This window comes from Trebonia kvetii (assembly GCF_007827045.1).
In the GTDB taxonomy this organism is placed as follows: domain Bacteria; phylum Actinomycetota; class Actinomycetes; order Streptosporangiales; family Streptosporangiaceae; genus Trebonia; species Trebonia kvetii.
Genome location: NZ_RPFW01000001.1, coordinates 1030760 through 1055542, shown reverse-complemented (window position 1 = coordinate 1055542; position 24783 = coordinate 1030760). Strand labels below are relative to the sequence as shown.

General features: G+C 69.4%; 23 protein-coding genes and 1 pseudogene. 19 read left to right on the top strand and 5 right to left on the bottom strand.

Going from position 1 to position 24783, the window contains the following annotated elements; genetic code table 11:
• Positions 1–13: 13 nt before the first annotated feature.
• Together EAS64_RS04710 and EAS64_RS04705 are read right to left on the bottom strand one after the other, a co-directional pair.
• Entirely contained in the window at positions 14–1132 is a 1119-nt protein-coding gene (locus EAS64_RS04710; RefSeq protein ID WP_145851437.1) for an acyl-CoA dehydrogenase family protein, read from the bottom strand.
• 50 nt (positions 1133–1182) lie between these two features.
• Complete coding sequence (locus EAS64_RS04705) at positions 1183–2022, bottom strand: mycofactocin-coupled SDR family oxidoreductase (protein ID WP_145851436.1); 840 nt, start codon at positions 2020–2022, stop codon at positions 1183–1185.
• Between the two features lie 153 nt (positions 2023–2175).
• On the opposite strand from EAS64_RS04705, the gene EAS64_RS04700 reads away from it, so the two are divergent.
• The 6 genes from EAS64_RS04700 to EAS64_RS04675 are packed head-to-tail and all read left to right on the top strand — an operon-like array spanning position 2176 to position 9109.
• A complete protein-coding gene (locus EAS64_RS04700) occupies positions 2176–2928 on the top strand; it encodes an SDR family NAD(P)-dependent oxidoreductase (protein ID WP_222848992.1) in 753 nt (250 codons plus the stop codon).
• 46 nt (positions 2929–2974) lie between these two features.
• Positions 2975–4480: an aldehyde dehydrogenase family protein gene (locus EAS64_RS04695; protein WP_222848991.1), complete on the top strand. Its 1506-nt coding sequence runs from the start codon at positions 2975–2977 to the stop codon at positions 4478–4480.
• Between the two features lie 43 nt (positions 4481–4523).
• On the top strand, positions 4524–5717 hold the full coding sequence (locus tag EAS64_RS04690) for an amidohydrolase family protein (protein WP_145851434.1): 1194 nt from the start codon (positions 4524–4526) through the stop codon (positions 5715–5717).
• 14 nt (positions 5718–5731) lie between these two features.
• Positions 5732–6916, top strand: a complete 1185-nt coding sequence (locus EAS64_RS04685; RefSeq protein ID WP_145851433.1) for a cytochrome P450 — start codon at positions 5732–5734, stop codon at positions 6914–6916.
• Positions 6917–6932: 16 nt separating this feature from the next.
• Positions 6933–7799, top strand: a complete 867-nt coding sequence (locus EAS64_RS04680) for a TIGR03619 family F420-dependent LLM class oxidoreductase (protein WP_145851432.1) — start codon at positions 6933–6935, stop codon at positions 7797–7799.
• A 20-nt stretch (positions 7800–7819) separates the two neighbouring features.
• Positions 7820–9109 carry an acyl-CoA dehydrogenase family protein gene (locus EAS64_RS04675; RefSeq protein ID WP_145851431.1) on the top strand — a complete coding sequence of 430 codons (1290 nt, stop codon included), beginning with the start codon at positions 7820–7822 and terminating at the stop codon, positions 9107–9109.
• 205 nt (positions 9110–9314) lie between these two features.
• Here the strand turns inward: EAS64_RS04675 and EAS64_RS43330 are convergent, their stop codons facing one another.
• Positions 9315–10028, bottom strand: a complete 714-nt coding sequence (locus EAS64_RS43330) for a nuclear transport factor 2 family protein (RefSeq protein WP_187365691.1) — start codon at positions 10026–10028, stop codon at positions 9315–9317.
• Between the two features lie 193 nt (positions 10029–10221).
• Between EAS64_RS43330 and EAS64_RS04665 the strand changes: the two genes are divergently transcribed.
• From EAS64_RS04665 to EAS64_RS04650, 4 genes are all read left to right on the top strand, one after another.
• The gene (locus EAS64_RS04665) at positions 10222–11067 is read left to right on the top strand and encodes a FadR/GntR family transcriptional regulator (protein WP_145851430.1); all 846 of its coding nucleotides are present in this window, start codon (positions 10222–10224) and stop codon (positions 11065–11067) included.
• A gap of 328 nt (positions 11068–11395) precedes the next feature.
• Entirely contained in the window at positions 11396–12526 is a 1131-nt protein-coding gene (locus EAS64_RS04660; protein ID WP_187365690.1) for a sugar ABC transporter substrate-binding protein, read from the top strand.
• A gap of 22 nt (positions 12527–12548) precedes the next feature.
• Positions 12549–14117: a sugar ABC transporter ATP-binding protein gene (locus EAS64_RS04655; RefSeq protein WP_145851428.1), complete on the top strand. Its 1569-nt coding sequence runs from the start codon at positions 12549–12551 to the stop codon at positions 14115–14117.
• On the top strand, positions 14114–15214 hold the full coding sequence (locus tag EAS64_RS04650) for an ABC transporter permease (protein WP_145851427.1): 1101 nt from the start codon (positions 14114–14116) through the stop codon (positions 15212–15214). Before EAS64_RS04655 ends, EAS64_RS04650 begins: the two co-directional genes overlap by 4 nt.
• Positions 15215–15227: 13 nt before the next feature.
• Here the strand turns inward: EAS64_RS04650 and EAS64_RS45555 are convergent, their stop codons facing one another.
• Together EAS64_RS45555 and EAS64_RS45550 are read right to left on the bottom strand one after the other, a co-directional pair.
• On the bottom strand, positions 15228–15407 hold the full coding sequence (locus EAS64_RS45555; protein WP_246115591.1) for a nitroreductase family protein: 180 nt from the start codon (positions 15405–15407) through the stop codon (positions 15228–15230).
• A gap of 20 nt (positions 15408–15427) precedes the next feature.
• Positions 15428–15565, bottom strand: a pseudogene (locus tag EAS64_RS45550) (nitroreductase family protein); the annotation flags it as partial.
• Positions 15566–15648: 83 nt separating this feature from the next.
• Here EAS64_RS45550 and EAS64_RS04640 point away from each other — a divergent pair.
• From EAS64_RS04640 to EAS64_RS04600, 9 genes are all read left to right on the top strand, one after another.
• On the top strand, positions 15649–16941 hold the full coding sequence (locus EAS64_RS04640; RefSeq protein ID WP_222848989.1) for a CaiB/BaiF CoA transferase family protein: 1293 nt from the start codon (positions 15649–15651) through the stop codon (positions 16939–16941).
• Positions 16941–18137, top strand: a complete 1197-nt coding sequence (locus tag EAS64_RS04635; RefSeq protein WP_145851425.1) for a CaiB/BaiF CoA transferase family protein — start codon at positions 16941–16943, stop codon at positions 18135–18137. Before EAS64_RS04640 ends, EAS64_RS04635 begins: the two co-directional genes overlap by 1 nt.
• A 73-nt stretch (positions 18138–18210) precedes the next feature.
• Complete coding sequence (locus EAS64_RS04630) at positions 18211–19404, top strand: thiolase C-terminal domain-containing protein (protein ID WP_145851424.1); 1194 nt, start codon at positions 18211–18213, stop codon at positions 19402–19404.
• Positions 19401–19862, top strand: a complete 462-nt coding sequence (locus EAS64_RS04625; RefSeq protein ID WP_145851423.1) for a Zn-ribbon domain-containing OB-fold protein — start codon at positions 19401–19403, stop codon at positions 19860–19862. Before EAS64_RS04630 ends, EAS64_RS04625 begins: the two co-directional genes overlap by 4 nt.
• Complete coding sequence (locus tag EAS64_RS04620) at positions 19846–20460, top strand: Zn-ribbon domain-containing OB-fold protein (RefSeq protein WP_145851422.1); 615 nt, start codon at positions 19846–19848, stop codon at positions 20458–20460. Before EAS64_RS04625 ends, EAS64_RS04620 begins: the two co-directional genes overlap by 17 nt.
• Positions 20457–21608: a thiolase family protein gene (locus EAS64_RS04615; RefSeq protein WP_145851421.1), complete on the top strand. Its 1152-nt coding sequence runs from the start codon at positions 20457–20459 to the stop codon at positions 21606–21608. The genes EAS64_RS04620 and EAS64_RS04615 overlap by 4 nt, the downstream gene beginning before the upstream one ends.
• Positions 21587–22387, top strand: coding sequence for an SDR family NAD(P)-dependent oxidoreductase (locus EAS64_RS04610; protein ID WP_246115520.1), 801 nt, complete (start codon positions 21587–21589; stop codon positions 22385–22387). Before EAS64_RS04615 ends, EAS64_RS04610 begins: the two co-directional genes overlap by 22 nt.
• Positions 22384–23475, top strand: a complete 1092-nt coding sequence (locus EAS64_RS04605) for a phosphotransferase family protein (protein WP_145851420.1) — start codon at positions 22384–22386, stop codon at positions 23473–23475. The genes EAS64_RS04610 and EAS64_RS04605 overlap by 4 nt, the downstream gene beginning before the upstream one ends.
• Positions 23472–24782: an acyl-CoA dehydrogenase family protein gene (locus EAS64_RS04600; RefSeq protein ID WP_145851419.1), complete on the top strand. Its 1311-nt coding sequence runs from the start codon at positions 23472–23474 to the stop codon at positions 24780–24782. Before EAS64_RS04605 ends, EAS64_RS04600 begins: the two co-directional genes overlap by 4 nt.
• Position 24783: the final 1 nt, after the last annotated feature.

The window sequence follows — 24783 nt, the reverse complement described above, 5'->3', positions numbered from 1 at the left end:
CGAGTCGTCGAGGTTATGACAAGCCAAGGCGCTGGAGGAGCAGCTCGCGGTGGTAGCCGGGGTCGCCGAACATCAGCTCAGAGCTTTTAGCCCGCTTGAAGTACAGGTGGGCGGGATGCTCCCAGGTGAAACCGATGCCGCCGTGGACCTGGATATTCTCCGCGGCGACGCGCGAATAGGCCTCGGAGCAGCGGGACTTGGCGAGCGATGCCAGGACCGGCAGTTCTTCGTCGCCCGCGGCGGCGGCCCGGCCGGCGTAATGGGCGGCAGACTTGGCCGACTCCACCTCAAGGACCATGTCGGCGCACTTGTGCTTGATTGCCTGGAAGCTGCCGATGGCGCGGCCGAACTGCACCCGTGCTTTGGCGTATTCCACCGCCATCTCCAGCACCTTCTGCGCACCGCCCGCCTGCTCCGCGGCAAGGGCGACGACGGCGAGGTCAAGCATGGCGGAGATCGCCGGCCATGCCTCGCCTTCCGCGCCGACCAGGCGCGCGGGGGTGGAGTCGAAGGTCAGCCGGGCCTGCTTGCGGGTCTGGTCAAGGGTGGGCAGCGGACTGGCGGACAAGCCGGCCGCTCCCTTTTCCACGGCGAAGACGGACACGCCGCCGGGGGTACGTGCAGCTGCCAGCACGACATCGGCGGCGGTACCGTCGAAGACGAAGAGTTTCTCCCCAGTGAGCGTCCAGCAGCCGCAGCGGCCGTCAGCTCGCAGCGCCACGCTAGCCTCGTCCCAGCAGCCGTCGGCCTCGGCCAGCGCCACCGTGGCGATGACCGAGCCGCTGGCGATGCCGGGCAGGTAGTCCTTCTTCGCGTCGTCGTCCCCGGAAGCCATCAGCAGGTTGGCGGCCATGACGACGCTAGAGAAGTACGGGGCGCAGAGGAGCGCACGTCCCATCTCCTCAAGCACCACGATCAGCTCCACGTAGCCGTAGCCGGACCCGCCGAACTGCTCGGGAATGATCAGGCCCTGCAGCCCGAGCTGGTCCGCCATCTGCGACCAGACCGCCGGATCGTACCCTGCGGTGGTTTCCATGAGGCGGCGCACCTCTGATTCTGGCGACTTCCGCTCCAGGAAGCGCCTGATCGCCGACCTGAGCTCTTCGTGCTCCGCACCGAAGATCGCATCCATTAGCAGCCCTGCTCCTTACTCGCGGATACCGCGACTCGCTCGTACCGTGTCTAGCCGCGTGACAGCTGGCCGCCGTCAACCGGAAGCGCCACGCCGGTGATGGCGCGGGCCTCGTCGGAGACGAGAAAGGCGATTGCGTTGCTCACGTCGCGGGGCTCGAGCCAGTCGAGGGGGAGCAACTGTTTCATCCGGAACGCCGCGCGCGCGTCCTGCAGCGTCGGGTTTGCGACGCCGGGACGGAACATCCCGTATGTCTCGTCGTTCATCATCATGTCGGTGCCGACCAGGCCTGGGCAGACGCTATTGACCCGGATGTTGTGCGGCCCCAGGTCGTTGGCCAGGGTGCGCATGAGGCCATTGACGCCGTGCTTGGACGCCGCGTAGCTGGCGATGTTGCCGAACCCGTGCAACCCGGTCACCGAGCTGATGAGGACGACGGCGCCGCCCTGGTTTCGCGCGATCATCGAGGGAGCGCACGCTCTGACCGTGCGCCAGGCGCCCGTCAGGTTGACGTCCACTACGTTCTGCCACTGGTCGTCAGACAGTTCCCAGGCCGGGCCGTGCGCAATGGTGCCGGCGTTGGCCACCACGATGTCGATGTGGCCGAAGGCGGCCAGCGTCCGCGCCACCACGGCGTCAAGCGCGGCTTGGTCGCGGACGTCGGCCTGTGCGGTCAGCACGCGGACGCCCTCGGCGGCACCCTCGGCCAGCTTGGCCGTGAGCTGAAGGTCGGCGGGCACAGCCGGCGGGTAGTAGGCGGTCGGGATGGGGGCGACAAGGTCGATGGCGACGATATCCGCCCCGTCTTCGGCCAGCCGTACCGCGTGCGAGCGGCCCTGTCCGCGTGCCGCCCCGGTGATGAGCGCCACCTTGCCGCTCAGCTTCGCCATGACCGCTCCTTCGCGAGCCCGGGGGGGAAAGAAGATGAGAATCATAGTAAGGAATATCTTGACAGCGGTCTAGGGCACGCGCTGCAATGACTGTGCTGACGCGGTCCAAGGGAGGGCATAGTGGCAGGCAAATGCGAGGCTAGGGTCGCCGCCGTGACCGGTGGCAGCCGCGGGATCGGGCGCGCCATCGCCGAGGCGCTTCTCGCTGAGGGAGCGAGCGTCGCGATCTGCGGCCGTTCCGAGGAAAAGGGAAAGGCCGCACTCGACGAGATGGGAGCGGGCGACCGGGGCCACTTCGTCGCCTGCGATGTGCGGCAGCAAGAGGAGGTGGAGGGTTTCATCGATGCCGCGGCTGCTCACTTCGGCTCGCTGGACATCCTGGTCAACAACGCCGGCGGCTCGGACGGCTTTGCCCGGGTGCACGAGTTGACGGACCGCGCATGGCAGAACGCCCTGGCGTGGAATCTCAACTCGACCTTTTGGGCGACCCGCCGCGCGCTGCCGCACATGCTGCGCGATGGCTGGGGCCGGATCATCACCATCTCCTCGATCGAAGGAAAGCAAGCCAACAAGTCGGCGATCAGCCACTACATAACCAACAAGCATGCGATCAACGGGTTCGTCAAAGCCGTCGCCTGCGAATACGGACCCGACGGTATTACCTCGAATGCGATCTGCCCCGGCGCCATCGAGACCGACACCATGCGGGACGCGGGTGCCGTCGCGGCGGTCGCGGCGGGCATCAGCTACGAGGAGTTCCTCGCCCGGTACGCCCAGGAGTCGATGATCAAGCGGCTCAACACCGCCGATGAGGTAGCGGCCATGGCAGTGCTGTTGGCGAGCGACGCCGGCGCGGGCATTACCGGCGCCCTGCTTAACGTCGACGGAGGGAGCGCGCCATGGTGAGCGCCGCCGTCGCCCACGCCGCGATCATCGTAATCAGGAGGCACCATTGAGCGGTCAGACCGAGGCACCGCACGGCACATCCGGTGCCGGCGTGCGCCCCGCCCGCGCGTACATCGACGGCCGCTGGGTCACCGGCGAGGGAGAGCCGTTCGAGGTGATCAACCCGGCCACCGAGGAAGTGCTCGCCGTGGTCCCGGGTCTGACCACGGCCCAGGCGGACGAGGCCGTCGCCGCCGCCGCCCGTGCTTTCGCCGGCGGTCCGTGGAGCACGGTGCCGGCCCGGGAGCGCAGCCGGCTGCTGCACCGGCTGGCCGACCTGATCGAGCGGGACACCGACAAGCTCATCGACCTCATGGTCGAGGAAATCGGCACGCCGCGCGCCGTGGCTTCCTTCATGCAGGTGCCCTTCCCCGTCCGCAACTTCCGCTGGTTCGCCGACGCCGCCGCCGGCCTGGCCGCCGCACCCGACCAGACGCTCCCGACGACCGCGGCAGGGGACGGCACCGCCACGCTGCTGACCAGGGAACCCATCGGGGTGGTGCTCGGGCTCACCGCCTTCAACTTCCCGCTGAACCTCGCCGCGTGGAAGATCGGCGGCGCGCTGGCCGCCGGATGCAGCATCGTGCTGATGTGCTCGCCCAAGTCCGTCCTGACCACCACGGCGCTCGCCGCCCTGATCGAGGAGGCAGGCTTCCCGCCGGGGGCGTTCAACTTCGTCTACGGGCCGCCGGTGGTCGCCGAGCACCTCTGCGCTCACCCCGGTATCGACTTTGTCACGTTCACCGGCTCGGCGGAGGTGGGCAGGCGCATCGTCGCGCTGACCGCGCCGACGCTCAAGCGCGTGGTACTCGAACTCGGCGGCAAGTCCGCCGACGTGCTGCTGCCCGGCAGCGACGTGCGGTCGCTTGCCATGCGCTGCGTGCTCGGCTGGACCGGCAACGCCGGGCAAGGATGCAGCTCGCTCACCCGCACCCTGGTGCACCGGCCCGATTACGAGAGCTACCTCGAGGCGGCGGTGGCAGCCGCTGAGGCGCTTGGCTGTGGCGACCCGCGCGATGCGAACACCGTCGTGGGACCGCTCATCTCCGCGGCGCAGCGCTCCCGGGTGGCCGGCTACGTCGACCGGGCGGTCAGCGCCGGCGCGAAGGTGCTGACTGGCGGCAAGCCGCCGCAGGCCTTCCACCGGGGCTACTTCTACGAGCCGACCGTCGTCGTCGGCGTCGACAACAGCGCCGAGATCGCACGGGACGAGCTGTTCGGCCCGGTCAGCGTGGTGCTCCCGTACGACGACGTGGACGAGGCCGTCACGCTGGCCAACGACACCATCTACGGCCTGGCCGCGAACGTCTGGGGGCCGACCGCCGCGGCCGTCGCGGTGGCCGGCCGTATCCGGGCCGGGACCGTAACCGTCAACGGCGGCGGCCCGATGCTCGGCGACCACCCGTGGGGCGGCTACAAGCAAAGCGGGCTCGGCCGTGAAGGCGGGGTACTGGGATTCACCGAGTTCTTCGAGACCAAGCACATCCTGTGGCCGCTGGACCAGCCGGCCTAGAACCAGTGAGCAGTTCAGAAAGACGAGTCAGGAGGCAGCCGTCGTGCTAACACCCGCCGAGGTCGATCAGTACCGGGTCATCGACACCGACACGCACGTTGTCGAACCCTATGACCTGTGGACATCCCGGCTGCCTGCCCGCTGGCGGGACCAGGCGCCGCACGTCAAGTGGGACGATAACTACCAGGAGGACGCATGGTATTTCGGTACCGAGCGAATCGGCCCCGCGGCCTCCGCGGCGCAGGCAGGCTGGCGGGAGTACCCGCCCGACCACCCGCCGCGCCTGGCCGACGTGGACGCGGCGACCTGGGAACCGAAGGCGCGGCTGGCCCGAATGGACGCCTACGGGGTGTGGGCCCAGGTGCTCTACCCCAACGTGGCCGGCTTCGGCGCCGGGAAGCTGCTGACGCTTGGCGACAGTGACTTGATGCTCGCCTGCGTGCGGGCCTACAACGACTTCCTTGTCGAGTACGCGTCGGCCGATCCCAGGCGCTTCATCCCGATCATGGCGCTGCCGATGTGGGACATGGAGCTGTGCGAGAAGGAGATCGTCCGGGCGGCATCGGCCGGCCACAGGGGCGTCATCATGACCGGCGAGCCGACCTTCTGGGGGCTCCCGCCGATCGCGGAATCGTACTGGGACCGGCTCTGGGCGCTGTGCCAGGAGATGGAACTACCGGTCAACTTCCACATCGGCTCCGGCGACATGTCGATCTTCGACCACGCCTCGCCGAGCGCGGGACCGCACGCCAACTACGCCGGCTTCGGCGTCCAGTTCGGACTCGCGAACGCCAAGGTCATCGCCAACCTGATCACCGGCGGTGTCTGCCACCGGTTCCCCTGCACCAAGTTCGTGTCGGTGGAAAGCGGCGTCGGCTGGATACCGTTCGCCCTGGAGCACCTGGACTGGCAGTGGCTGAACTGCGGCGTCCAGCATGAGCACCCGGAGTACGACCTGCTGCCAAGCGAGTACTTCAAGCGCCAGATGTACGGCTGCTTCTGGTTCGAGCGGGGGTCGGTCAGGTCCGCGATCGACCAGCTCGGCCCGGACTGCATCTTGTACGAAAGCGACTTCCCGCACCCGACCAGCATGGCGCCGGGCCCGGCCACCGCCGCCGTGGAACCGCGCGAGTACATCGCCGCCGAGCTCGGCGACTTGGCACCGGGCGTGCTGCGCAAGATCTTGCATGACAACGCGGCCGCGCTGTACGGCGCGGAACTTCTGGGCAGTGAGTGAAGGAGACGCCCCGCATGGACGACTACCCACGGCTTGAAGTCGACCTCACCGCCAAGATCGCCCCCGCGGGCGAACACTGGAAGGAACTCGACGCGCTGCGCGAGCAGCACCGGTTCTTCTGGAACACCTACGGATCCGGCTACTGGGTGCTGACCCGGTACGACGACATCAAGGAAGCCTCCCACCAGCCGGACATCTTCTCCAACCACTCCATCGTGGCGACCGACCCCGAGCCCGCCTACCGGTTCCTGCCTTCCTTCCTGGACCCGCCGCAGCACGTCAAGTACCGGCGGCTGCTGAACGGGTGGTTCGCCCCCGCCGCGGTGCAGAAGATAGCCCCCGAGATCACCCGGCACGCTCGGGAGACGATTGAGCCGCTGGTCGCGGCCGGTCACACGGACTTCTGTTCCACGTTCGGCGACCAGTACCCGGTGAAGGTCTTCCTGCTGTCGATCGGCCTTGACACTAGCGACGCGGACTTCTTCGTCTCCTGCGTGCGCCGGATGTCGGGCGCCATCACCGGCCTGGAAGAAGACGTCGCCCAGATGATGGCGGCGTGGGGCGAGGTCGCCGCCTACTGGACGGACAAGGTCGCGGACCGCCACGCCCGGCCGCTGGATCCGAACGTCGACATCGTCAGCCACTTGTGCCGCGGCGAGGTGGACGGCGCGCCGCTGCCCGACGCGGACATCATCGACCTCATGGTCACGCTGACCCTCGGCAGCCTGGACACCCTCAAGAGCCAGCTCGGCTGGTGCTTCTACCACCTGGCCGCGCACCCGGACGACCGGCGGCGGCTGATCGCCGAGCCGGAACTGATCCCCAGCGCGGTCGAGGAGTTCCTGCGCGCCTACCCGATCGTTCCAATGGCGCGGAAGGTGACCAGGGACATCGACTTCCACGGCTGCCCGATGCGCAAGGGCGACATGGTCATGCTCACCTACCCGTCGGCGACCAGGGACCCGCGCGAGTTCCCCGACGCCGACAAGGTGATCCTCGACCGGTTCCCCAACCGGCACATGGCGTTCGGCGTCAGCGAGCACCGCTGCCTCGGCTCGCACCTGGCGCGCAACGAGATGCAGACGGCAATCCGCGAATGGCACCGGCTCATCCCGGACTACCGGCTGGCCGGCGACGAGCCGCCGCTGGCGCACCACGGCCAGATCTCGCTGATGAGCCTGCCGCTAGCCTGGGACTGAGGCTGGTACGGCACTGATGCGATTCGGACTGTCCGTCTATGACGTCTCCGCCACCGAGCTGGCCGACCTGGCCGCGGCGGCGGAGACGGCCGGCTTTGACACCCTCTGGCTCGGCGAGCACCTGCTGCGGCCCGTTGACTACCACGCGGTGCACCCGACCAGGGAGCCCGAGCAGGAGCTGGCGGCACGGATCGTGGGGCCAGAGACCCGGCTCACCGATCCGCTTGTCGCCCTGGCCGCCGCGGCAGGCCGCACCAGCCGGCTCCAGCTGGCCACCGGCATCTACGTGCTGCCGCTGCGGCATCCCCTGGCGGTCGCCAGGGCCACGCTGACGCTGCAGGAGCTCGCCGAGGGCCGACTGCTGTTCGGCGTCGGCCTCGGCTGGCTGCGCGAGGAGTTCGAGGCGCTCGGGGTGCCGTTCGCCGACCGGGCCGCCCGGTTCTCCGAAGGCCTGGACATCCTGCGCAAGGCGTGGGCGGGCGGACCCTTCGAGCACCGTGGCAGTGTGTACGACTTCGGGCCGGTTGAACTGACGGCGCAGCCGGCCAGGATCCCGCTCGTCCTCGGCGGGAACACCGCGCCCGCCCTGCGCCGGGCGGCACTGCGGGCGGACGGCTGGTTCGCCTCGGGTACCCCGTCGCCGACCGAGGCCGTCGACCTGATGGCACGGCTTGACGCGGCGCAGGCCGCAGCGGGACGCGCGGTGCCCCTCACCACCTACGTCCGCGCGTCGCAGGCCGCTGACATCACGCGCTACGCGAATGCCGGCTTCAGCCAGGTGGTCTTCTGGGCGCACGAGCTGTGCCCGCCGGGGCCCGGCCGGTGGGACCGGCTCGCCGCCGCAGCCGCCGAGCTTGGCGTGACAGAGGGAACACGGCCATGACCAAGATAAAGAGTGACCCAATGCCGGATGACACAGTGCCGTCGGCCACCACGCCGAGCGTCGCGGAGTTCGCCGCCGCGGCCAGGAGCTGGCTCGCGGCGCGGTTGCCGGCCGCCGCGGCCGACCCGGAGCAGCGCGTGTGGGGCGAGGGCAGCGACGACGTGTCGGTGTTCCACCGGCTGTCTTTCGAGCAGGAGCGGGCGCTGCTCGACCGTGCCATGGCCTGGCAGCGGGACAAGTGCGACGCCGGCTACGGAGCCATCACCTGGCCCTCCGAATACGGCGGAGCCGGGCTCAGCGACGCGCACGAACGGGCCTTCAGCGAGGCGGAAGCCGGCTTCGCCACGCCGGAGGGACACGAGACGTTCGCGGTGACCACCTCCCTGGTCGCGCCGACCGTCGCTCTGTTCGGCACCCCCGGTCAGCGTGCGCGGTTCGTGCGCCGGTTCCTGCGGGCCGAGGAGCTGTGCTGCCAGCTGTTCTCAGAACCGGGCGCCGGCTCGGACCTGGCGGGCCTGGCGACCCGGGCAGAACGAGTGAAGGGCGAAGGGGGGACGGGAGGGGAGTGGATCATCAACGGCCAGAAGATCTGGAGTTCCGGCGCGCAGTTCGCCGGCTGGGGCGAGCTGATCGCCAGGACCGATCCGTCGGTGCCCAAACATGCCGGGATGACCGCGTTCCTCATCCCGCTCGACGCGCCCGGCGTGCGGATCAGCCCGATCAGGCAGATGTCGGGCGGGTCGTCGTTCTGCGAGGTGTTCCTGACCGATGTGCGGGTTCCCGATGAGCTGCGCCTCGGGGATGTCGGCTCGGGCTGGAAGGTCGCCCTGACCACGCTGGGGTTTGAGCGCGGCGGCAGCGGCGGCGGCCGTGGCGTCGGGGGTTCCTGGGAGCGGCTGCTCGGCCTGGCGCAGTGGCTCGGCCGCACCGGCGACCCGGTTGTCCGCCAGCAGCTCGCGTCGGTCTACATCCATCAGCGGGTGCGGCGGATGAACGCGGCCCGGGCCGCGGCCGCCGCGGCGGCCGGCCAGCCGCCCGGTCCTGAGGGGTCGGTCGGCAAGCTGCTGTGGGTGACGGGAATGACGGAGATCGGCCAGGTGGCGGCCGGCCTGCTCGGCGCCCGGCTGACCGCCGACACCGGCGAGTGGGGCACCTTTGCCTGGAACGATCACATACTCGGCGCGCCCGGCTACCGGATCGCGGGCGGCTCCGATGAGATCCAGCGGAACATCATCGCCGAGCGCGTGCTCGGGCTGCCCGGCGACATCCGGGTGGACCGCGACGTGCCGTGGCGGGACATTCCCCGGTAGCGCCCCATGTCCCGGTAGTACCGTACCCGGCCGAACGCGGACGCCGCCGACAAGGCGCCCCCTGACTGCGGACGCGCAGCACGCACTCGTTCGGGATAAGAAGAGCGATATCTTCCATCCCGAACGGGTGCGGCTTACTCTTACCGCCCCATTGCCCAAGGAAGGACACTGGCCGCCGCCCGCGGCCAGCCTCATCGGTAACGGGTCAGCTCGCGTCCGGCTGCGGCAGCCTGCGCTGCTCCATCCAGCCCGGTTCCATGATCTTCTCGGTTATCTTCCAGGTGCCGCCCACCCGCCGCAGCTTGTCCCGGTACCTCGCGACGATCAGCGTGACCGCGCCCTCGTCGCCGGCGTCGGTCTGGTGCGACGTGTGGTAGGTGAGCGTGCTCGCCTCGTCCGGGCCCGTGAAGTCGATGTGGTAGACGGACAGCTTGTGGTGCTGCCAGGACTTGTCGGCGGTCATCCCGTCGATCCACTTCACGATCTCGTCCGCCCCGGTGAGGTCCGCGACCGTCATGTAGACACCGTGCGCGTCGTCGGTGAACAGCGAGCGCAGGGTGGCGAAGTCCTTGTAGTCGACACTGGAGGCGTACCGGTACAGGACGTCGCTGATCTGCTGCCGGTCGACCAGCTGGCGCAGCTCTTCCTGGCTCACCGGCCGCGCCGGCAGGCTGGCAGCCCCTGCGGAGTCCGAGGTGACAGGGGCCATCGCGTCTCCTTCAGCCGTGATGATGGTTATCGCGCCCTCCGGGCACGCTCGAGCGCCGGCCATGGCCTGAGCCTCGCGCCGCGGGTGTATCTCCCGGCTGCGGTCCCGGTCAGCGCAGTACCCGTCGTCATCGGGGGCGTAGACGTCCGGGCTGACGGTGTAGCACCGGCCATGGCCGTTGCACAACTCCGAGTTGACCGAGATTCGCATCCGTCCCCCTCTGGTCCGGTTACCGCCGGTGTCTTGTGCCACTGGGGCGCTAGCGCCGGGTCCTGCTACCGCCGGGCCCCTGGTGACTGTCGCGTCGCCCGCGCAAGCTGACCATACATTATGATCATCATCATGAAAAGATGCCTTCGCCGGGTTGTCGTCGAGTATCCCTCAGGATGATTAGCATGGAGCTATGACTAGCCAGGAGAACGCGTCGCCCGGTGCGGAAGCGTCGCCGGGAGAAGACGCCGAGCAGCTTCCAGCGCCCGGGCGCAACCTGTGGGTCAGCCTGGCTCAGTCCAACGCGGACCTGACCGACCAGCCGCGGCGCCCGGCCAAGACGGCCGAGACCGTCGCCGCGGCGATCGTGCGCGACATCGTCTCGCGGAATCTGGGCCCCGGTGACACCTTGCCGTCCGAGGCGGCCATGCTTGCGCACTACCGGGTCAGTCGCGCATCGCTGCGGGAGGCGTTGCGCCTGCTGGAGGTCCAGGAACTGATCCGGCTCAAGCCGGGTCCAGGCGGCGGGCCGATCGTCACCGCGGTCGACCCGCGCAACCTGGCCAAGATGACCACCCTGTACCTGCACCTCGGCGGGGCAACGTACCAGGAGCTGTTCGAGGCGGTGCTTGTCATGGCGCCGATCAGCGCGGAGCGCGCGGCGCGTAACGGCGACCGGAGCCTGGTCTCCGCCGCTATGAAACCTTTCCTGCTCGAGGAACAGCCGCTCCAGGGTCCCGCCTACTGGACGGTCACCAACGAGTTCCACGGGTCGGTGGAGGCGCTTGCCGGCAACCGGGTCATCGAACTGCTCGGCCGCATCGTCGGCAACATCTGGCATGAGCACATCGTGACGCGCATGGATACCGGTGCGGTCCGGGAGCAGATTCACGCCGAGCACCGGGACATCGCCATGGCCATCATGGCGAAGCAGCCGAGCAAGGCCGCTCGCCTGATGCGCGATCACTTCGCCGGGCTCGTCGAGGAGTACAGGCGGCACTGGCCCGGCCGTTTCGACGAGCTTATCGAGTGGGACTAACGCGGTCCTTAGCCCGTCCGCCTAAGCACCGTCCACTGTTCTGTCCTCCCTCGGGGAGGATCTCCTGCCCGGAGATCCTCCCCACTCTTGTTCCTCATAACGATAGTTTTCATCGTAATCATGATAAGGAACCTCTTGACGACCGAATCCGAGCGGCGTGATACTCCCTCTAACAATCGAGCCAGGCCGCCGCCGAGAGTCCCGCGGCCTGGTCCTCCGACCCCGCAGGGGGGACATCGCAATGAAGCTACGGAAAACCTGTTTCGGCATTCTCGCAACGGCATGCGTGGCGGTCGCGTCGGCATGCAGCTCCTCGTCATCGACCTCAGTGAACACCTCCGCCTCGACCTCCCCGGCTGGCTCGGCCTCGACTTCCCCGGCCGGCTCGGCATCAGCGGCACCCGCGAGCAGCGCCGCGAGCACCGGCGTGGCCAAGGCCACGTCGCAGATCGCGACACTGCTGACCGAGCCGTCCACCATCCCGGCGACCAGCCCGCTGCCGCATGCCCCGGCGAAGGGCGTCAAGGTCGCGTTCCTCACCTGCTCGGCGGCCGCGTGCTCGCTGCTCAACCCGGGGTTCACTGCCGCGGCCAAGGCGCTGGGCTGGGACCCGACCGTCATCACCTACAACTTCGCGACACCGGGCCAGGCGGTGCAGCAGGCCATCGACGCCGGCTACAAGTACATCGCGACCACGAGCATCACGCTGAGCACCATCACCCCGCAGGTCCAGGAGGCCAAGGCCAAGGGCGTCGCGCTGTTCGGCGCCTATACCGATGACACGCCAAGCGGCACGCAGAACGGCCTGTACGGCGTGGCGCAGAACGGCGCGGGCGACCTGAAGACCGGGGCGATGATGGCGGACTGGCTGATCGCGAACTCCGGCGGGCACGCCAACGCGGTTTACGTGGATATCCCGCTGTACCCGTCGCTGGTCGGCCAGGGACAGGGCGCCCAGGCCGAGTTCGCGAAGCTGTGCCCTGGCTGCGCGTTCGCCACGCTGCCGGTGAGCGGGACACAGCTCGGCGCGGGGCAGGTTCCGGCGGCGATCGTGGCCTACCTGCGGTCGCACCCGAGCGTCAACTACTTGTACCTGTCCTTCCAGGACCTCGACGCGGGCGTGGCCGCGGCCATCCGATCGGCGGGACTGGCCGGCAAGGTCAAGATCGTCGGGACCGAGGGGCAGGCGTCCCAGCTGCAAGAGGTCGTGAAGGGCCAGGAAGCGATGTGGTCGATTCTGCCCGAGCCCTACGTGATGTGGGTCGTGGTCGACTGGATGGCCCGGCTGTCCGAGGACGTGCTGACTCCCTCGTCGCTGAGCGCCACCGACCAGGGAGTGGAATTCATCGTCGACACGGCCGCCAAGGCCACCGCACAGCTGACCGCCAACGGCGGGAACTGGCCGGGGCCGACGAACTACCAGGCGCAGTTCGAGAAGCTGTGGCACGTGGGCGCCTGACCGGCTGCCTGGATCCAGTGCCATGACGCTACAGCTCCGTCACGTGACGAAGTCCTTCGGCGAGCAGACGGCGCTACGGGACGTGGACCTCTCCGTGGATTACGGCGAGGTCCACGCCCTCGTGGGGCAGAACGGCTCAGGCAAGTCAACGCTGATCAAGCTGCTCTCCGGCTACCATCAGCCCGCCCCGGGCGCCGAGGCCGAACTGGACGGCCGGCCGTTCCAGCTCGGCAGCACCCACGCGGCGCGCGCGGCGGGACTTCGCTTCGTCCATCAAGATCTTGCCCTGGTCCTGCAGCTGAGCATTCTCGACAACATGATGCTCGGCCGCCCGTACCCGGTCGGTCTTGCCGGCAGGATCCGGTGGCGTGAGGCGGCCGACCGGGCCGGCGGCTACCTGCGCCGGGTGGGCGTGGACGTCGATGTCCGGTCGCCTGTCGGATCGCTCAGCATGAGCGAGCGCACCGCGGTCGCGATCGCGCGGGCCCTGTCGGACACCGGGCACGGGCGGTTGCTGATCGTGCTCGACGAACCGACGGCCGCCATGCCCGCAGGGGACGTCGACCGGCTTCTTGAGTCGATCGGTCGGCTGCGTGCCGAAGGCCACGGTGTGCTGCTTGTCTCACACCACCTCGGCGAGGTCCTGGGCATAGCGGACCGGATCACCGTCCTGCGCGACGGCCGTGTCGCGGCGTCGGTGCCGAGCGGCGACGTCGACCAGCGCCGGCTGACCGAGCTGATTGTCGGCCACTCCGCCCTGGCCTCGGACGCCGGCACACGGCAGCCGGCGGCCCAGGGTGACGGGGACCGGGGTGCGGTCCTGCGGGTCCGCCGGCTGGCGGGAGGCCGGATCCGCGGGCTTGACTTCGCCGTCCGCGCCGGCGAGATCGTAGGGGTGGCGGGCATCACCGGATCGGGCCGCGAGTCGCTCGCGCCCCTGCTGACCGGGGGCCTGCCGCACCGCGGCGAAATCGAGGCCGCGAGCTCGGTGCTGGCGCCCGGTCGGCCACGAGGCGTCGTGGCCGCCGGCGTGGCGGCGGTTCCGGGCGAGCGGGCCCGGCTGGGAGTGTTCCCCAACCTCGGCGTCCGCGCGAACATGACGATCTCGCAGCCCGAGCGCCACCGCCGGTGGGGCCGGATAGTCCGCAGCGCCGAACGCGACGAGGTCGAGACGTGGATCGACCGTCTGGGGATCGTCACCCAGGGGCCGGACGCGCCGATGCCAACCCTGTCCGGCGGCAACCAGCAGAAGGTTCTCGTGGCGCGGGCGCTGCGAACCCGCCCGAAGGTGCTGGTGCTCGACGACCCGACTCAGGGCATCGACATCGGTGCCCGTGCGCAGATCCACGAGGTCATCGAGCGGTGCGCCGCCGAGGGTATCGCCATCTTGCTGGTCTCGACCGATAGCGACGAGCTCGCGCGGCTGTCGGACAGGGTCCTGATCCTGGCCGGCGGCAGGCTCGCCCGCACCCTGGAACGCGGCCCCGGGCTGACCGCCAAATCAATCGACGCGAGCCAGCTCAACACGACGCAGGGGCCAGCCTTCGCTGCCGCGACATCTCGTTCCGAAGGAACCGAAGGAGAATCATGAACGCCGTCACCGCGCCCCCGGTTCGGCCGACCCGCGCGAGCTGGCGGCCCGGTCCCCCCCGGCTGCCGAGCATCGGCCGATTCAGCGCCGTGTACCTTTGGGTCGTCTTCCTCGTCCTGTTCGGCGCACTGCAGTTCCACCTGTTCCTGACCGTCAGCACGTTCCAGGTGGTGTTCTCGCAGGGTGCGGTGACGGCGGTGCTTGCCCTGGCGTTCCTCGTGCCGTTGACCACCGACACCTACGACCTGTCGATCGGCGAGATGATGTCGCTGACCATCGTGGTGATCAACTGGCTGACCCTGCACACCAGCCTGCCGATCGGGGTCATCGCCGTGATGGTCGTCGCCGGCTGCGCGCTCATCGGTGCGGTCTCCGGCTTCGTGGTGGTGAAGCTGCGGGTGAACTCGCTTATCGCCACGCTCGGGATGAGCGAGGTGCTCAGCGCGTTCCAGCTTTACATCTCGCAGAACCACCAGGTGGCCGGCCAGTTCTCGAGCCTGTTCGTCACGATCGGAAACGGCACGGTGTTCGGGATCCCCTACCTGGACCTGTACATGATCGTCATCGCCGCCGCCTTGTGGTTCGTGCTCGAGCAGACGCCGCTCGGGCGGCGGATGTTCGCCGTCGGCGGCAACCGGGAGGCGGCGCGGCTGGCAGGCATCTCAGCCAACCGGATCGTCTGGGGATCGCTCGTCACCTCCGCCGCCATCGCCTCGCTGGCCGGAGTCATCTATACCGCGCAGGTGGGCGCCTACACCGCCGACATCGGCCAGGGTTACCTGTTCCCGGCGCTCGCCGCCGTGTTCTTCGGCGCCTCGCAGCTCTCGCAGCGGCCCAACGTGTGGGGGACGCTGATCGCCTTCTTCGCCCTGGCCTTCGGCATCCAGGGTCTTACGCTGCAGTTCGGCGCGGGCACATTCTGGGCCAGCCCGCTCTTCCAGGGCGTCGCGCTCATCGGCGCCGTGGGCATCGCCAGCAGCCGGGGCGCCATCGGCGCCGGCGGTGACGGCCGGGCCATCAGGCGCCTGCTGCGGTCACGCGGCCCCGAAGCCCGGCCAGGCGCCGTGCCGGACCTCGGGGCCAGCCCGCGGTCCTGACCTGCGTCGCGGCTTACCAGTGATCCCAGTGCACGATATCCGCCGTCGGCTTACGCGGGCCGGGCCTGAAGTCCAGGCCCTTGGTGTACGCGATGGGGATCATGGCCGCCTGCGCGCACCGCTCGTAGGGAATGCCGAGCAGGGCGGCCGGGCGTCCTTCGCGGCTGGATCGGTGACGAAGACCCAGTGCCACGTCTGCCGGTTAGAGCCGGACGGAGCCTGCAAGGCCAGTTCGAGGCACTCGGTCAGCACCTCGGGCTCGACGGGGCGGTCCAGGTCCAGCCGGCGCCGCACGGACCGGGTCGTCGTGAGGAGTTGGTCTGCGGTTAGCCCAATGGCTGAGTGGGTCATAAAAGTAAATAGTAATCATCATCATGAATCTTGACAGCCTGTTGGCGGCAGGGGTTTCATGGCAGGTGAGTAAGGGAGGAACCTTGTACCTCGATGAACGACGTCGGCCAGGACCGCGCCGCGGACCGCTGGCCGGCGTCCGCGTAGCGGACTTCTGCTGGATGGGAGTCGGGTCGGTCGCGACGCGGCTGCTCGCCGACTTCGGCGCCGAGGTCATCAAGATCGAGGACCGGACGCGGATCGACACGCCAAGAAAGTTGCCCCTGTACAAGGACGAGGATGCGCGGAACTTCGGCGAGGAAGTCGTCGGCGCCGACCCGGACAAGGGCGGTCTGTTCAACAACTACTGCCGCAACAAGCTCGGCGTCACGATCAACATGCGCTCCGCCGAGGGGCGGCGGCTCGCCGAGCGGCTGATTGCCGCCAGTTCGGTGGTGACGGAGAACTTCGCCCCCGGCGTCATGGAACGGTGGGGCCTGACCTACGAGCGCCTGCGGGAGCTGCGGCCGGACGTCGTCTACGCCCGGATGAGCGGATACGGCCACAGCGGCCCGAACGCCGCCTACCGCAGCTACGGCCCGGTCGTCCAGGCCGTCAGCGGGCTGTCGTTCATCAGCGGCCTCCCTGGCCGCGAGCCGTCAGGCTGGGGCCTGTCCCACATGGACAACCAGGCCGCCTTCTACAACTCGGCCGCCATCTTGATGGCCATCCGCCACCGGATGCTGACCGGGCAGGGAACCGAGATCGACGTGTCGGCGATCGAGACCGGCATCAGCCTGCTCGGGCCGGTCATGCTTGAGGTCACCGTGAACGGGCGTGCCACCCGCGGGCCGCGCTATCCGGCCGGCAACCGGCTAGAGTATCCGCACGCCGCTCCCCACGGGGTATACCCGGCTAGCGGTGAGGACCGCTGGGTGGCGATCGCCGTTTTCAACGACGAGGAGTGGTCGCGCTTCGCCGACGCGATCGGGCGACCCGCCTGGACAGCGGACGAGCGCTTCGCGAGCCAGCAGTCGCGCTGGGAGAACCAGGACGCACTGGATGAAGCGGTGGCGACGTGGACTAGCCAGCGTGACCGCTACGAGGCGACCAAACTCCTGCAAGAAGCCGGCGTGCGGGCCGGCGCGGTGCAGAACGCCCAGGACCTCAACGAGACCGACCCGCAACTCGCACACCGCGGAGTCTTCTTCCAGATGGACCACCCGGTGATCGGCGAAGCCCGGTTCGAGGGCGTCCCCGTCCACTTCGACGGCATGTCGGCGGACAACTGGCGATCGGGCCCGCTCCTTGGCGAGGACAACGAGTACGTGTTCAAGGAACTCCTCGGCGTGGCCGATGACGAGTTCGCGGAGCTCACTGTATCCGGAGTGATCTGATGACCGAAGCCACGCCGTACGGCGATCTCACGGTCGTGGAGCTGGCCGACGACCCGGCAGGCGAGGCGACGGGCAAGCTGCTGGCGATCATGGGCGCCGACGTGATCAAGGTCGAGCTACCCGAAGGCGCGCCTGGGCGCCGCATTGGCCCGGCCGCGGCCGGCGCCCGCGACGGCGACCCGGACGCCAGCCTGCACTTCTGGTTCTACAACGTAGGCAAGCGCAGCGTGGTGCTCGACTACCGGACCGCCGACGGCATGGAGTGGCTGCGTGGCCTGCTGCAGCAGGCCGACATCGTGATCACCGGATGGCGCCCGGCGGAATGGGCAGACCTCGGCATCAGCCCGGCCGAACTGCGCGACGGCGCGCCCGGTCTGATCGTCATCAACCTGAGCCCGTTCGGGCTGGACGGGCCGTGGGCCGACATGGTCAGCTCCGACCTGGTCGGCCTGGCGCTCGGCGGGCCGCTGAACAGCTGTGGCTACGACGACCACGCCATCCCGCCGATCCGTCCGGGCGGCGACCAGGGTTACCAGCTCGCCGCCAGCTTCGGACATCTCGGTATCCTGCTCGCCCTGATCGAGCGGCAGCGCACCGGCCGGGGAGAGCTGATCGACGTGGCCATGCACGACTGCCTCTCGGTCAGCGCCGAACTGGCCAACCCCTACTGGTTCTACCCCCGGGTGCTGGTGCACAGGCAAACCTGCAGGCATGCCCAGCCCACCCCGACGCAGCCGGCCGTGTTCGCCACCGCCGACGACCGTTACGTCTACTTCGCGCTGATCACCACCGAGCGAAAGCCGTGGCAGAGCCTGGTCGAATGGATGGAATCGGTGGGACTGGCCGTCGACCTCACCGACTCCCGATACGACGACCCGGAATACCGGCAGGCGAATTTCGCGCACATACAGCAGCTGGTGGAGGTGTTCTTCCTGTTGCAGCGGGCCGACGACATCTACCACGAGGGCCAGCGGCGCGGCCTGCCGGTCGGCGTGCTCAACGCGCCGGAGGACCTGCCGGACGACGAGCACCTGACCGCCAGGAACTTCTTCGTTCCCGTCGACGATGACGCGCCCGGCGGCCCGCACCTTTACCCTGGTGCGCCCATCCGCTTCTCGGCCCTGGCCGCGCCGCCCCTGACGCGCGCGCCGCGGCTCGGCGAGCACACCGCCGACGTCCTGCGGGAGCTGACATGAGCGAGCTTGCGAGCGAATCGGTAAGTACTGTGCGTCCGCGAATGCGGACTCCGAGCGCCAGCGAGGTGTCCTCATGAGCGGGACAGGCTGGCGGCCAGGCGCGTGCGCCATCGCCGGGATAGGAACGACCGACTTCAGCCGCGACTCCGGCCGCAGCGATCTCACCCTGGCCACCCAGGCGGTGCTCGCCGCGCTTGACGACGCCGGCATCGCCGCCGCCGAGGTCGACGGCATCGTCCGCTGCGACATGGATCTCGTCAGGCACAACGACCTCGCCGAGGCGCTCGGCATCCGCCAGCTGAGCTACTGGGGCGAGTGCGGCCCCGGGGGAGTGGCGCCAAGCGCGCTGATCGGCCAGGCCGTCGGGGCGATCCTGTCCGGACAGGCGGACACGGTCGTGGCCTTCCGCTCGCTGAACGGGCGGTCGGGCCGGCGGTACGGCGCCGCGCCCGCATCGGCGGCTCAGCAGGTCGTCGGCGGCGGCGCAACCTACGACGAGTTCTTCCTGCCGCACGGGCTGCTCACGGCGGGCCAGATGTTCGCGCTGATGGCACAGCGGCACATGATCGAATACGGCTCGACCCCGGAGCAGCTCGGCTCGATCGCCATCGCCTGCCGGGACCGCGCGCAGGCCAACCCGGCGGCGCAGATGCACGGCCGGCCGCTCACCATGGACGACTACCTGTCCGCGCGGATGATCTCCTCACCGCTGCGGCTGTACGACTACTGCCTGGAGACCGACGGTGCCGCCGCAGTCGTCGTGACCAGCGCCGCACGGGCCCGCGATTGCCGCAACGGCGCGGCGCTGATCCAGGCGGTGGCGCAGGCCAGCCTGCCGGGGACACAGCCGGGAACCATGTTCCCCGTGCTGATGCGGGACAGCATCACCTCGCTGTCATCCCGTGCGGTGGCGGAGCTGCTCTGGGCGCGGTCCGGCCTCGGCCCGGCCGACGTCGACGTCGCGCAGCTGTACGACTGCTTCACCATCACGCTGCTGCTGCAACTGGAAGACTACGGCTTCGCCAAGCGGGGCGAGGGCGGCGCGTTCGCCGCGGATGGCGGCATCGGGCTGGACGGGCTGCTGCCGTGCAACACCTCGGGCGGTCACCTGTCCGAGGGCTACATCCACGGCATGAACCACATAGTGGAGGCGGTCCGCCAGATTCGCGGCACGTCCTCGGCGCAGGTGCCCGGTGCCGAGGTCAGCCTGGTCACGTCCGCGCCGCCGCCCGCGAGCAGCGCGCTGATCCTGACGGCGGACCGATGACCACGGCCCGACCAGCACAGCCGGAACAGCCGCCCAGGCTTGCGCCGGCCGTCAGCGACCCGGACACCGGCGGATTCTTCGCCGCGGCGGCCCGCGGCGAGGTGGCGCTGCGCTACTGCGCCGGCTGCGGCGCCGTGCTGCACCTGCCGCGGGCGTACTGCTGGCATTGCGGCGGCTGGGACACCGGCTACCGGGCCGTCCCGCCGCGGGCGCGGGTGTACTCCTGGACGGTGGTGGAGCACCAGGTCCATCCGGCCTACCCGGTTCCCTACACCGTCGCACTGGTCGAACTCGCCGGCGAGCCGGCCGCCCGGCTGGTTACTTACCTGCCCGGCCGTGCGGCGCTGCATCCTGGCCAGGAACTCAGCGCGCGCTTCGAGCGGCTGGAGAACGGCACGGTGCTGGTCCAATGGCGGCCAGCCGACGCGGAAGAAGAGGCGGATGACGACGCTACCTGAGGACAAAGCAGTGCCGGTGGCCGAGGGCCTGTTCACCTGGCCTGACCGGGGGGTTGAATGGGGGTCGTCCCCCCTAGGGCAAGCAGAGCCCGACCGGGGGGTTGAAGGGGGGTCGTCCCCCCTAGGGCAAGCAGAGCCCGACCGGGGGGTTGAAGGGGGGTCGTCCCCCCTAGGGCAAGCAGAGCCTGACCGGCCGTGCCTGATCGGCAGCACATGCACGGCCTGCGGCACAACCACCTTCCCCGCCCAGGGTTCCTGCCCGCGCTGCACGGGGACGGACCTGCGGACGGGGCCGCTGGCGCAGACAGGCCGGCTGTGGAGCTGGACCATCCAGGGATTCGAACCGAAGCCGCCGTACGCCGCCGACGGGCCGTTCACCCCCTACGGAGTCGGGTACGTCGAGCTGTCAACCGAGGACGGGACCGGCACGGTGCTTGTCGAGTCCAGGCTCACCGAGGCGGACCCCGCGCGGCTTGAGATCGGCGCGCCGATGCGGCTGACGTTCATCTCGCTTCGCCGTGATGCCTCCGGTGCCAAGGTCATGACCTTCGCCTTCGAGCCCGCCGGGGCCGTCGCGCAGATCGGAGGGGCAGCGTGAACGTCGCGATCGTCGGAATCGGCATTCACCCCTTCGGCAGGCACCCCGGCGTGTCCGGCCTGGCCCAGGGTGCCTACGCGGCCCGTCAGGCGCTGGCGGACGCCGGGGTCGGCTGGGCCGACGTGGAGTGCGCGTTCGGCGGCAGCCTGGCGGCGGGGAACGCCGACACGCTGGTGAGTGACCTAGGGCTCACCGGCTTGCCGTTCATCAACGTCCGCAACGGGTGCGCCACCGGGGGGAGCGCGCTCGCCATGGCCGACCGCGCCATCCGGTCCGGCGACCATGACCTGGTCATGGCCGTGGGCTTCGACAAGCACCCGCCGGGCGCGTTCAACGCCGACCCGGAGGAAAGCGGCCTCGGCCGCTGGTACGGGGAGACCGGCCTGATGCTCACCACCCAGTTCTTCGGCATGAAGATCCAGCGGTACATGCACGAGTACGGGATATCCGCCGCGACCCTCGGCAGGGTCGCGGCGAAGGCATTCCGCAACGGCGCGCGCAACCCGCATGCGTGGCGGCGCAAGCCGCTCACCGAGGAAGAGATCGCTAACTCGGCGATGATCAGCCACCCGCTGACCAAGTACATGTTCTGCTCGCCAGGCGAGGGCGGCGTGGCACTCCTGCTCTGCCGCGCCGACCAGGCCCGCCGCTACACCAGCCGGCCGGTGTACCTGTCCGCCGTGTCGCTGCGCACCAGGCGGTTCGGCTCGTTTGAGGTATTCAGCCCGTGGCTCGCTCCAAGCCCGCCAGAGGGACGCGGCGGCCCCAGCGCCGATGCGGCACGGGCGGCCTTCGAAACGGCCGGGCTCGGACCGAAGGATGTGGACGTGCTGCAGCTTCAGGACACCGAGTCCGGTGCCGAGATCATGCACATGGCCGAGACCGGATTCTGCAAGGACGGCGAGCAGGAGGCGCTCATCCGCGGCGGCGCCACGGAGATCGGCGGCACCATGCCGGTCAACACCGACGGCGGGTGCCTGGCCAACGGCGAGCCCATCGGGGCCAGCGGACTGCGCCAGGTGTACGAGAGCGTACTGCAGCTGCGCGGCGCGGCCGGCGACCGCCAGGTTCCCGGCCAGCCCAAGGTGGCGTTCACCCACGTCTACGGTGCGCCGGGCATCAGCTCGTGCGCGGTTCTGACGCGATGAGCGCCATGGACGCGCGGCCCGGCGCACCCGGCCTGCGAGCCGACCTGGCCGGCAAGGTCGCCCTGGTAACCGGCGGGACCAGAGGCCTTGGCCGCCGGATGGTCTCGGCGCTGGCCGCGAGCGGCGCCGACGTGGTCGTCACCAGCCGCGACGAAACGGCCTGCCGCGATGTCGCCGAGCAGGTAGCCAAGGAATCGGGGCGGCGGACCCTCGCCAGGGCCTGTCACCTCGGCCGCTGGCAGGAGATCGGCGGGCTGGTCGACGACGTGTACGCCGCGATGGGCCGGGTCGACATCTTGGTCAACAACGCCGGCATCTCGCCGGTGTACAGCTCGCTCGACGCGGTCGGCGAGGACCTGTTCGACAAGACGATCGCCGTCAACCTGAAGGGCCCGTTCCGGCTCGGTGCCCTCATCGGAACACGGATGGCCAGCGGCCACGGCGGCTCGATCATCAACATCTCGAGCACGGCCGCGGTCAAGCCGAGGCCCGGGTACGTGCCGTACGCGGCGGCCAAGGCCGGCCTGGTCGCCATGTCGGAGGGACTGGCCAGGGCATTCGGGCCAACTGTCCGTTCCAACGTGATCATGGCCGGGCCGTTCCGCACCGACATCACCGCCGGCTGGGACTGGGACGCCTTCAACACACGGGTGAAGGAGTTCGCGCTCGGCCGCATCGGCCAGCCCGAGGAGATAGTCGGTGCGGTCCTCTACCTAGCAAGCGACGCTTCGAGCTACACCACTGGCACGGTCATCCGGATAGACGGAGGTGAACCGTGACGAACGCGGAACTCGCCGACGCCGCCAAGGTCCGCCCCGGCGAGGACCTGGACTGGCCTAGGGTCGCCGCCTACCTGAAGGCTGAACTGCCCGGGCTCGACGGCGAACTGGAGGTGCTCCAGTTCCCGAACGGCTCGGCGAACCTCACCTACCTGCTGCGGTTCGGTGACCGGCCGCTGGTGCTGCGCCGGCCACCGTTCGGGCGCCTCGCGCCAGGTGCACACGACATGGCACGGGAGTCCCGGGTGCTGTCCAGGCTCTGGCGTGCCTTCCCGCCGGCGCCAAGAGCGCTGCTGCTGTGCGAGGACCACAGCGTCGCCGGCGCGACGTTCTTCGTCATGGAATACCGCTCGGGCACGGTGATCTGGGATGAGATCCCCGAGCCGATGCGCCGCCATCCCGACGCGACCAGGCGGGTGGGCTTCGCCGTCGTCGGCGCCCTCGCCAGCCTGCACCAGGTCGACTACGCCGGCTGCGGCCTTGCCGACCTCGGCCGGCCGGACGGCTTCGTCGCCCGGCAGGTCCGCGGCTGGCGCAACCGGTGGGAGGCGGTCGCCCACGGCGCCGCCCCGGTGGCGCAGCCGCTCATGCGGGAGGTCGCGGACACGCTTGAGCGGACCCTCCCCGCCCCGCAGCGTTCCGCGATCCTGCATAACGACCTCAAGCTGGACAACTGCCAGTTCGATCCCGCCGACCCCGACCGGGTGCACTCGGTGTTCGACTGGGACATGGCCACGCTCGGGGATCCGCTGGTGGACGTCGGGATCCTGCTCAACTACTGGCCGGATCCTGCCGACACGCAAGACGACCGGGGGATGTACCCGGACGGCCAGGAGACGCTCGGCCTGCCCGGCCACCAGGAGATCCTCGCCGCCTACGCCAGCGCGACCGGCCTCGACCTCGCCGGTATCGGCTGGTACCAGGCCTTCGCCTGCTGGAAGACGGCGGTCGTGCTGCAGCAGCTGCACGACCGTTACCTGCGCGGGGAAACGGCCGACGAGCGGATGGCCACCCGCGGGGACCGGGTCGCGGAACTCGCCGCCCGTGCCCGCCGCCTGCTGGGCAAACCGCGAAATGAGGATTCATGAGCTGGGACTTTGAAACCGAGCCGGCATTCCAGGCGCAGCTCGACTGGATGGACGGCTTCATGCGCCACGAGGTGGAGCCGGTGGACCACCTCATCAGTCACGGGTACGACATGACCGACCCGGCGCGGCAGCGGCTGATTCCCCCGCTGCAGCAGGAGGTCCGCGAGCGCGGACTGTGGGCCTGCCACCTTGGCCCGAATCTCGGCGGCCCCGGTTACGGTCAGCTGAAACTCGCCCTGATGAACGAGATACTCGGACGCTCGCACTGGGGTCCCATCGTCTTCGGCTGCCATGCACCGGACTCCGGCAACGCGGAGATCCTCGCGCACTACGGAACACCTGAGCTGAAGCGGCGCTACCTCGATCCCCTGCTGCGCAACGACATCGTGTCCGCGTTCTCGATGACCGAGCCCGCGGGCGGCTCCGACCCGACAGGCTTCACGACCACCGCCACACTGGACGGCGGCGAGTGGGTGATCAACGGCGAGAAGTGGTTCTCCTCGCATGCGCGGTTCGCCGCGTTCCTGATCGTGCTCGCGGTCACCGAGCCGCCAGACGAGTCGCCAGTGCCGTCGCACCGCCGGATGTCGATGTTCGTCGTGCCGCGGGAAACCCCCGGCGTGGAGATCGTCCGCAACGTCGGGATGTACGGGCACAGCGGCGAGGGCACCCATGCGTACATGCGCTACAACGACGTGCGGATACCCGCCGACCATATCCTTGGCGAGCGCGGTGGAGGGTTCGCCGTCGCGCAGACCCGCCTGGGCGGCGGCCGGATCCACCATGCCATGCGGACCGTGGGACTGGTCCGCAAGGCGTTCGACGCGATGTGCGAGCGGGCGCTGTCCCGCCGGACACAGGGCGAGGAACTCGCCCGCAAGCAGCTGGTCCAGCAGATGATCGCCGACTCCTGGATCCAGCTGGAGCAGTTCCGCCTCCTGGTCCTGCACACTGCCTGGAAGATCGACCGCTACAACGACTACCGGAAGGTACGGGCCGATATCTCCGCCGTCAAGGCAGCCATGCCCCAGGTGCTGCACGACGTGGCCGCGCGGGCGCTGCAGATTCACGGCTCGCTCGGCGCGTCGGAGGAAATGCCGTTCGGCGCGATGATCATGGAGTCGTTCCACATGGGACTCGTGGACGGCGCGACCGAGGTGCACAAGATCACCCTCGCGCGCGAGCTGCTCAAGGGGTACAAGCCCGCGTCCGGCCTCTTCCCGGCAACGCACCTGCCCAGGCTGGCCGCCGAGGCCCGGAGCCGTTACCACGATGTACTGGCCGAGCTGCACAGCGAGGAGGTCTGAG

Bases quoted from the DNA above. Each gene is read 5' to 3' on its own strand.
- EAS64_RS04630 (WP_145851424.1), top strand. From the start codon at position 18,211: ATGAGCGGGACAGGCTGGCGGCCAGGCGCGTGCGCCATCGCCGGGATA.
- EAS64_RS04650 (WP_145851427.1), top strand. From the start codon at position 14,114: ATGAACGCCGTCACCGCGCCCCCGGTTCGGCCGACCCGCGCGAGCTGG.
- EAS64_RS04600 (WP_145851419.1), top strand. From the start codon at position 23,472: ATGAGCTGGGACTTTGAAACCGAGCCGGCATTCCAGGCGCAGCTCGAC.
- EAS64_RS04655 (WP_145851428.1), top strand. From the start codon at position 12,549: ATGACGCTACAGCTCCGTCACGTGACGAAGTCCTTCGGCGAGCAGACG.
- EAS64_RS04705 (WP_145851436.1), bottom strand. From the start codon at position 2,022: ATGGCGAAGCTGAGCGGCAAGGTGGCGCTCATCACCGGGGCGGCACGC.
- EAS64_RS43330 (WP_187365691.1), bottom strand. From the start codon at position 10,028: ATGCGAATCTCGGTCAACTCGGAGTTGTGCAACGGCCATGGCCGGTGC.
- EAS64_RS04680 (WP_145851432.1), top strand. From the start codon at position 6,933: ATGCGATTCGGACTGTCCGTCTATGACGTCTCCGCCACCGAGCTGGCC.
- EAS64_RS04675 (WP_145851431.1), top strand. From the start codon at position 7,820: ATGCCGGATGACACAGTGCCGTCGGCCACCACGCCGAGCGTCGCGGAG.
- EAS64_RS04665 (WP_145851430.1), top strand. From the start codon at position 10,222: ATGACTAGCCAGGAGAACGCGTCGCCCGGTGCGGAAGCGTCGCCGGGA.
- EAS64_RS04635 (WP_145851425.1), top strand. From the start codon at position 16,941: ATGACCGAAGCCACGCCGTACGGCGATCTCACGGTCGTGGAGCTGGCC.
- EAS64_RS04710 (WP_145851437.1), bottom strand. From the start codon at position 1,132: ATGGATGCGATCTTCGGTGCGGAGCACGAAGAGCTCAGGTCGGCGATC.
- EAS64_RS04625 (WP_145851423.1), top strand. From the start codon at position 19,401: ATGACCACGGCCCGACCAGCACAGCCGGAACAGCCGCCCAGGCTTGCG.
- EAS64_RS04685 (WP_145851433.1), top strand. From the start codon at position 5,732: ATGGACGACTACCCACGGCTTGAAGTCGACCTCACCGCCAAGATCGCC.
- EAS64_RS04620 (WP_145851422.1), top strand. From the start codon at position 19,846: ATGACGACGCTACCTGAGGACAAAGCAGTGCCGGTGGCCGAGGGCCTG.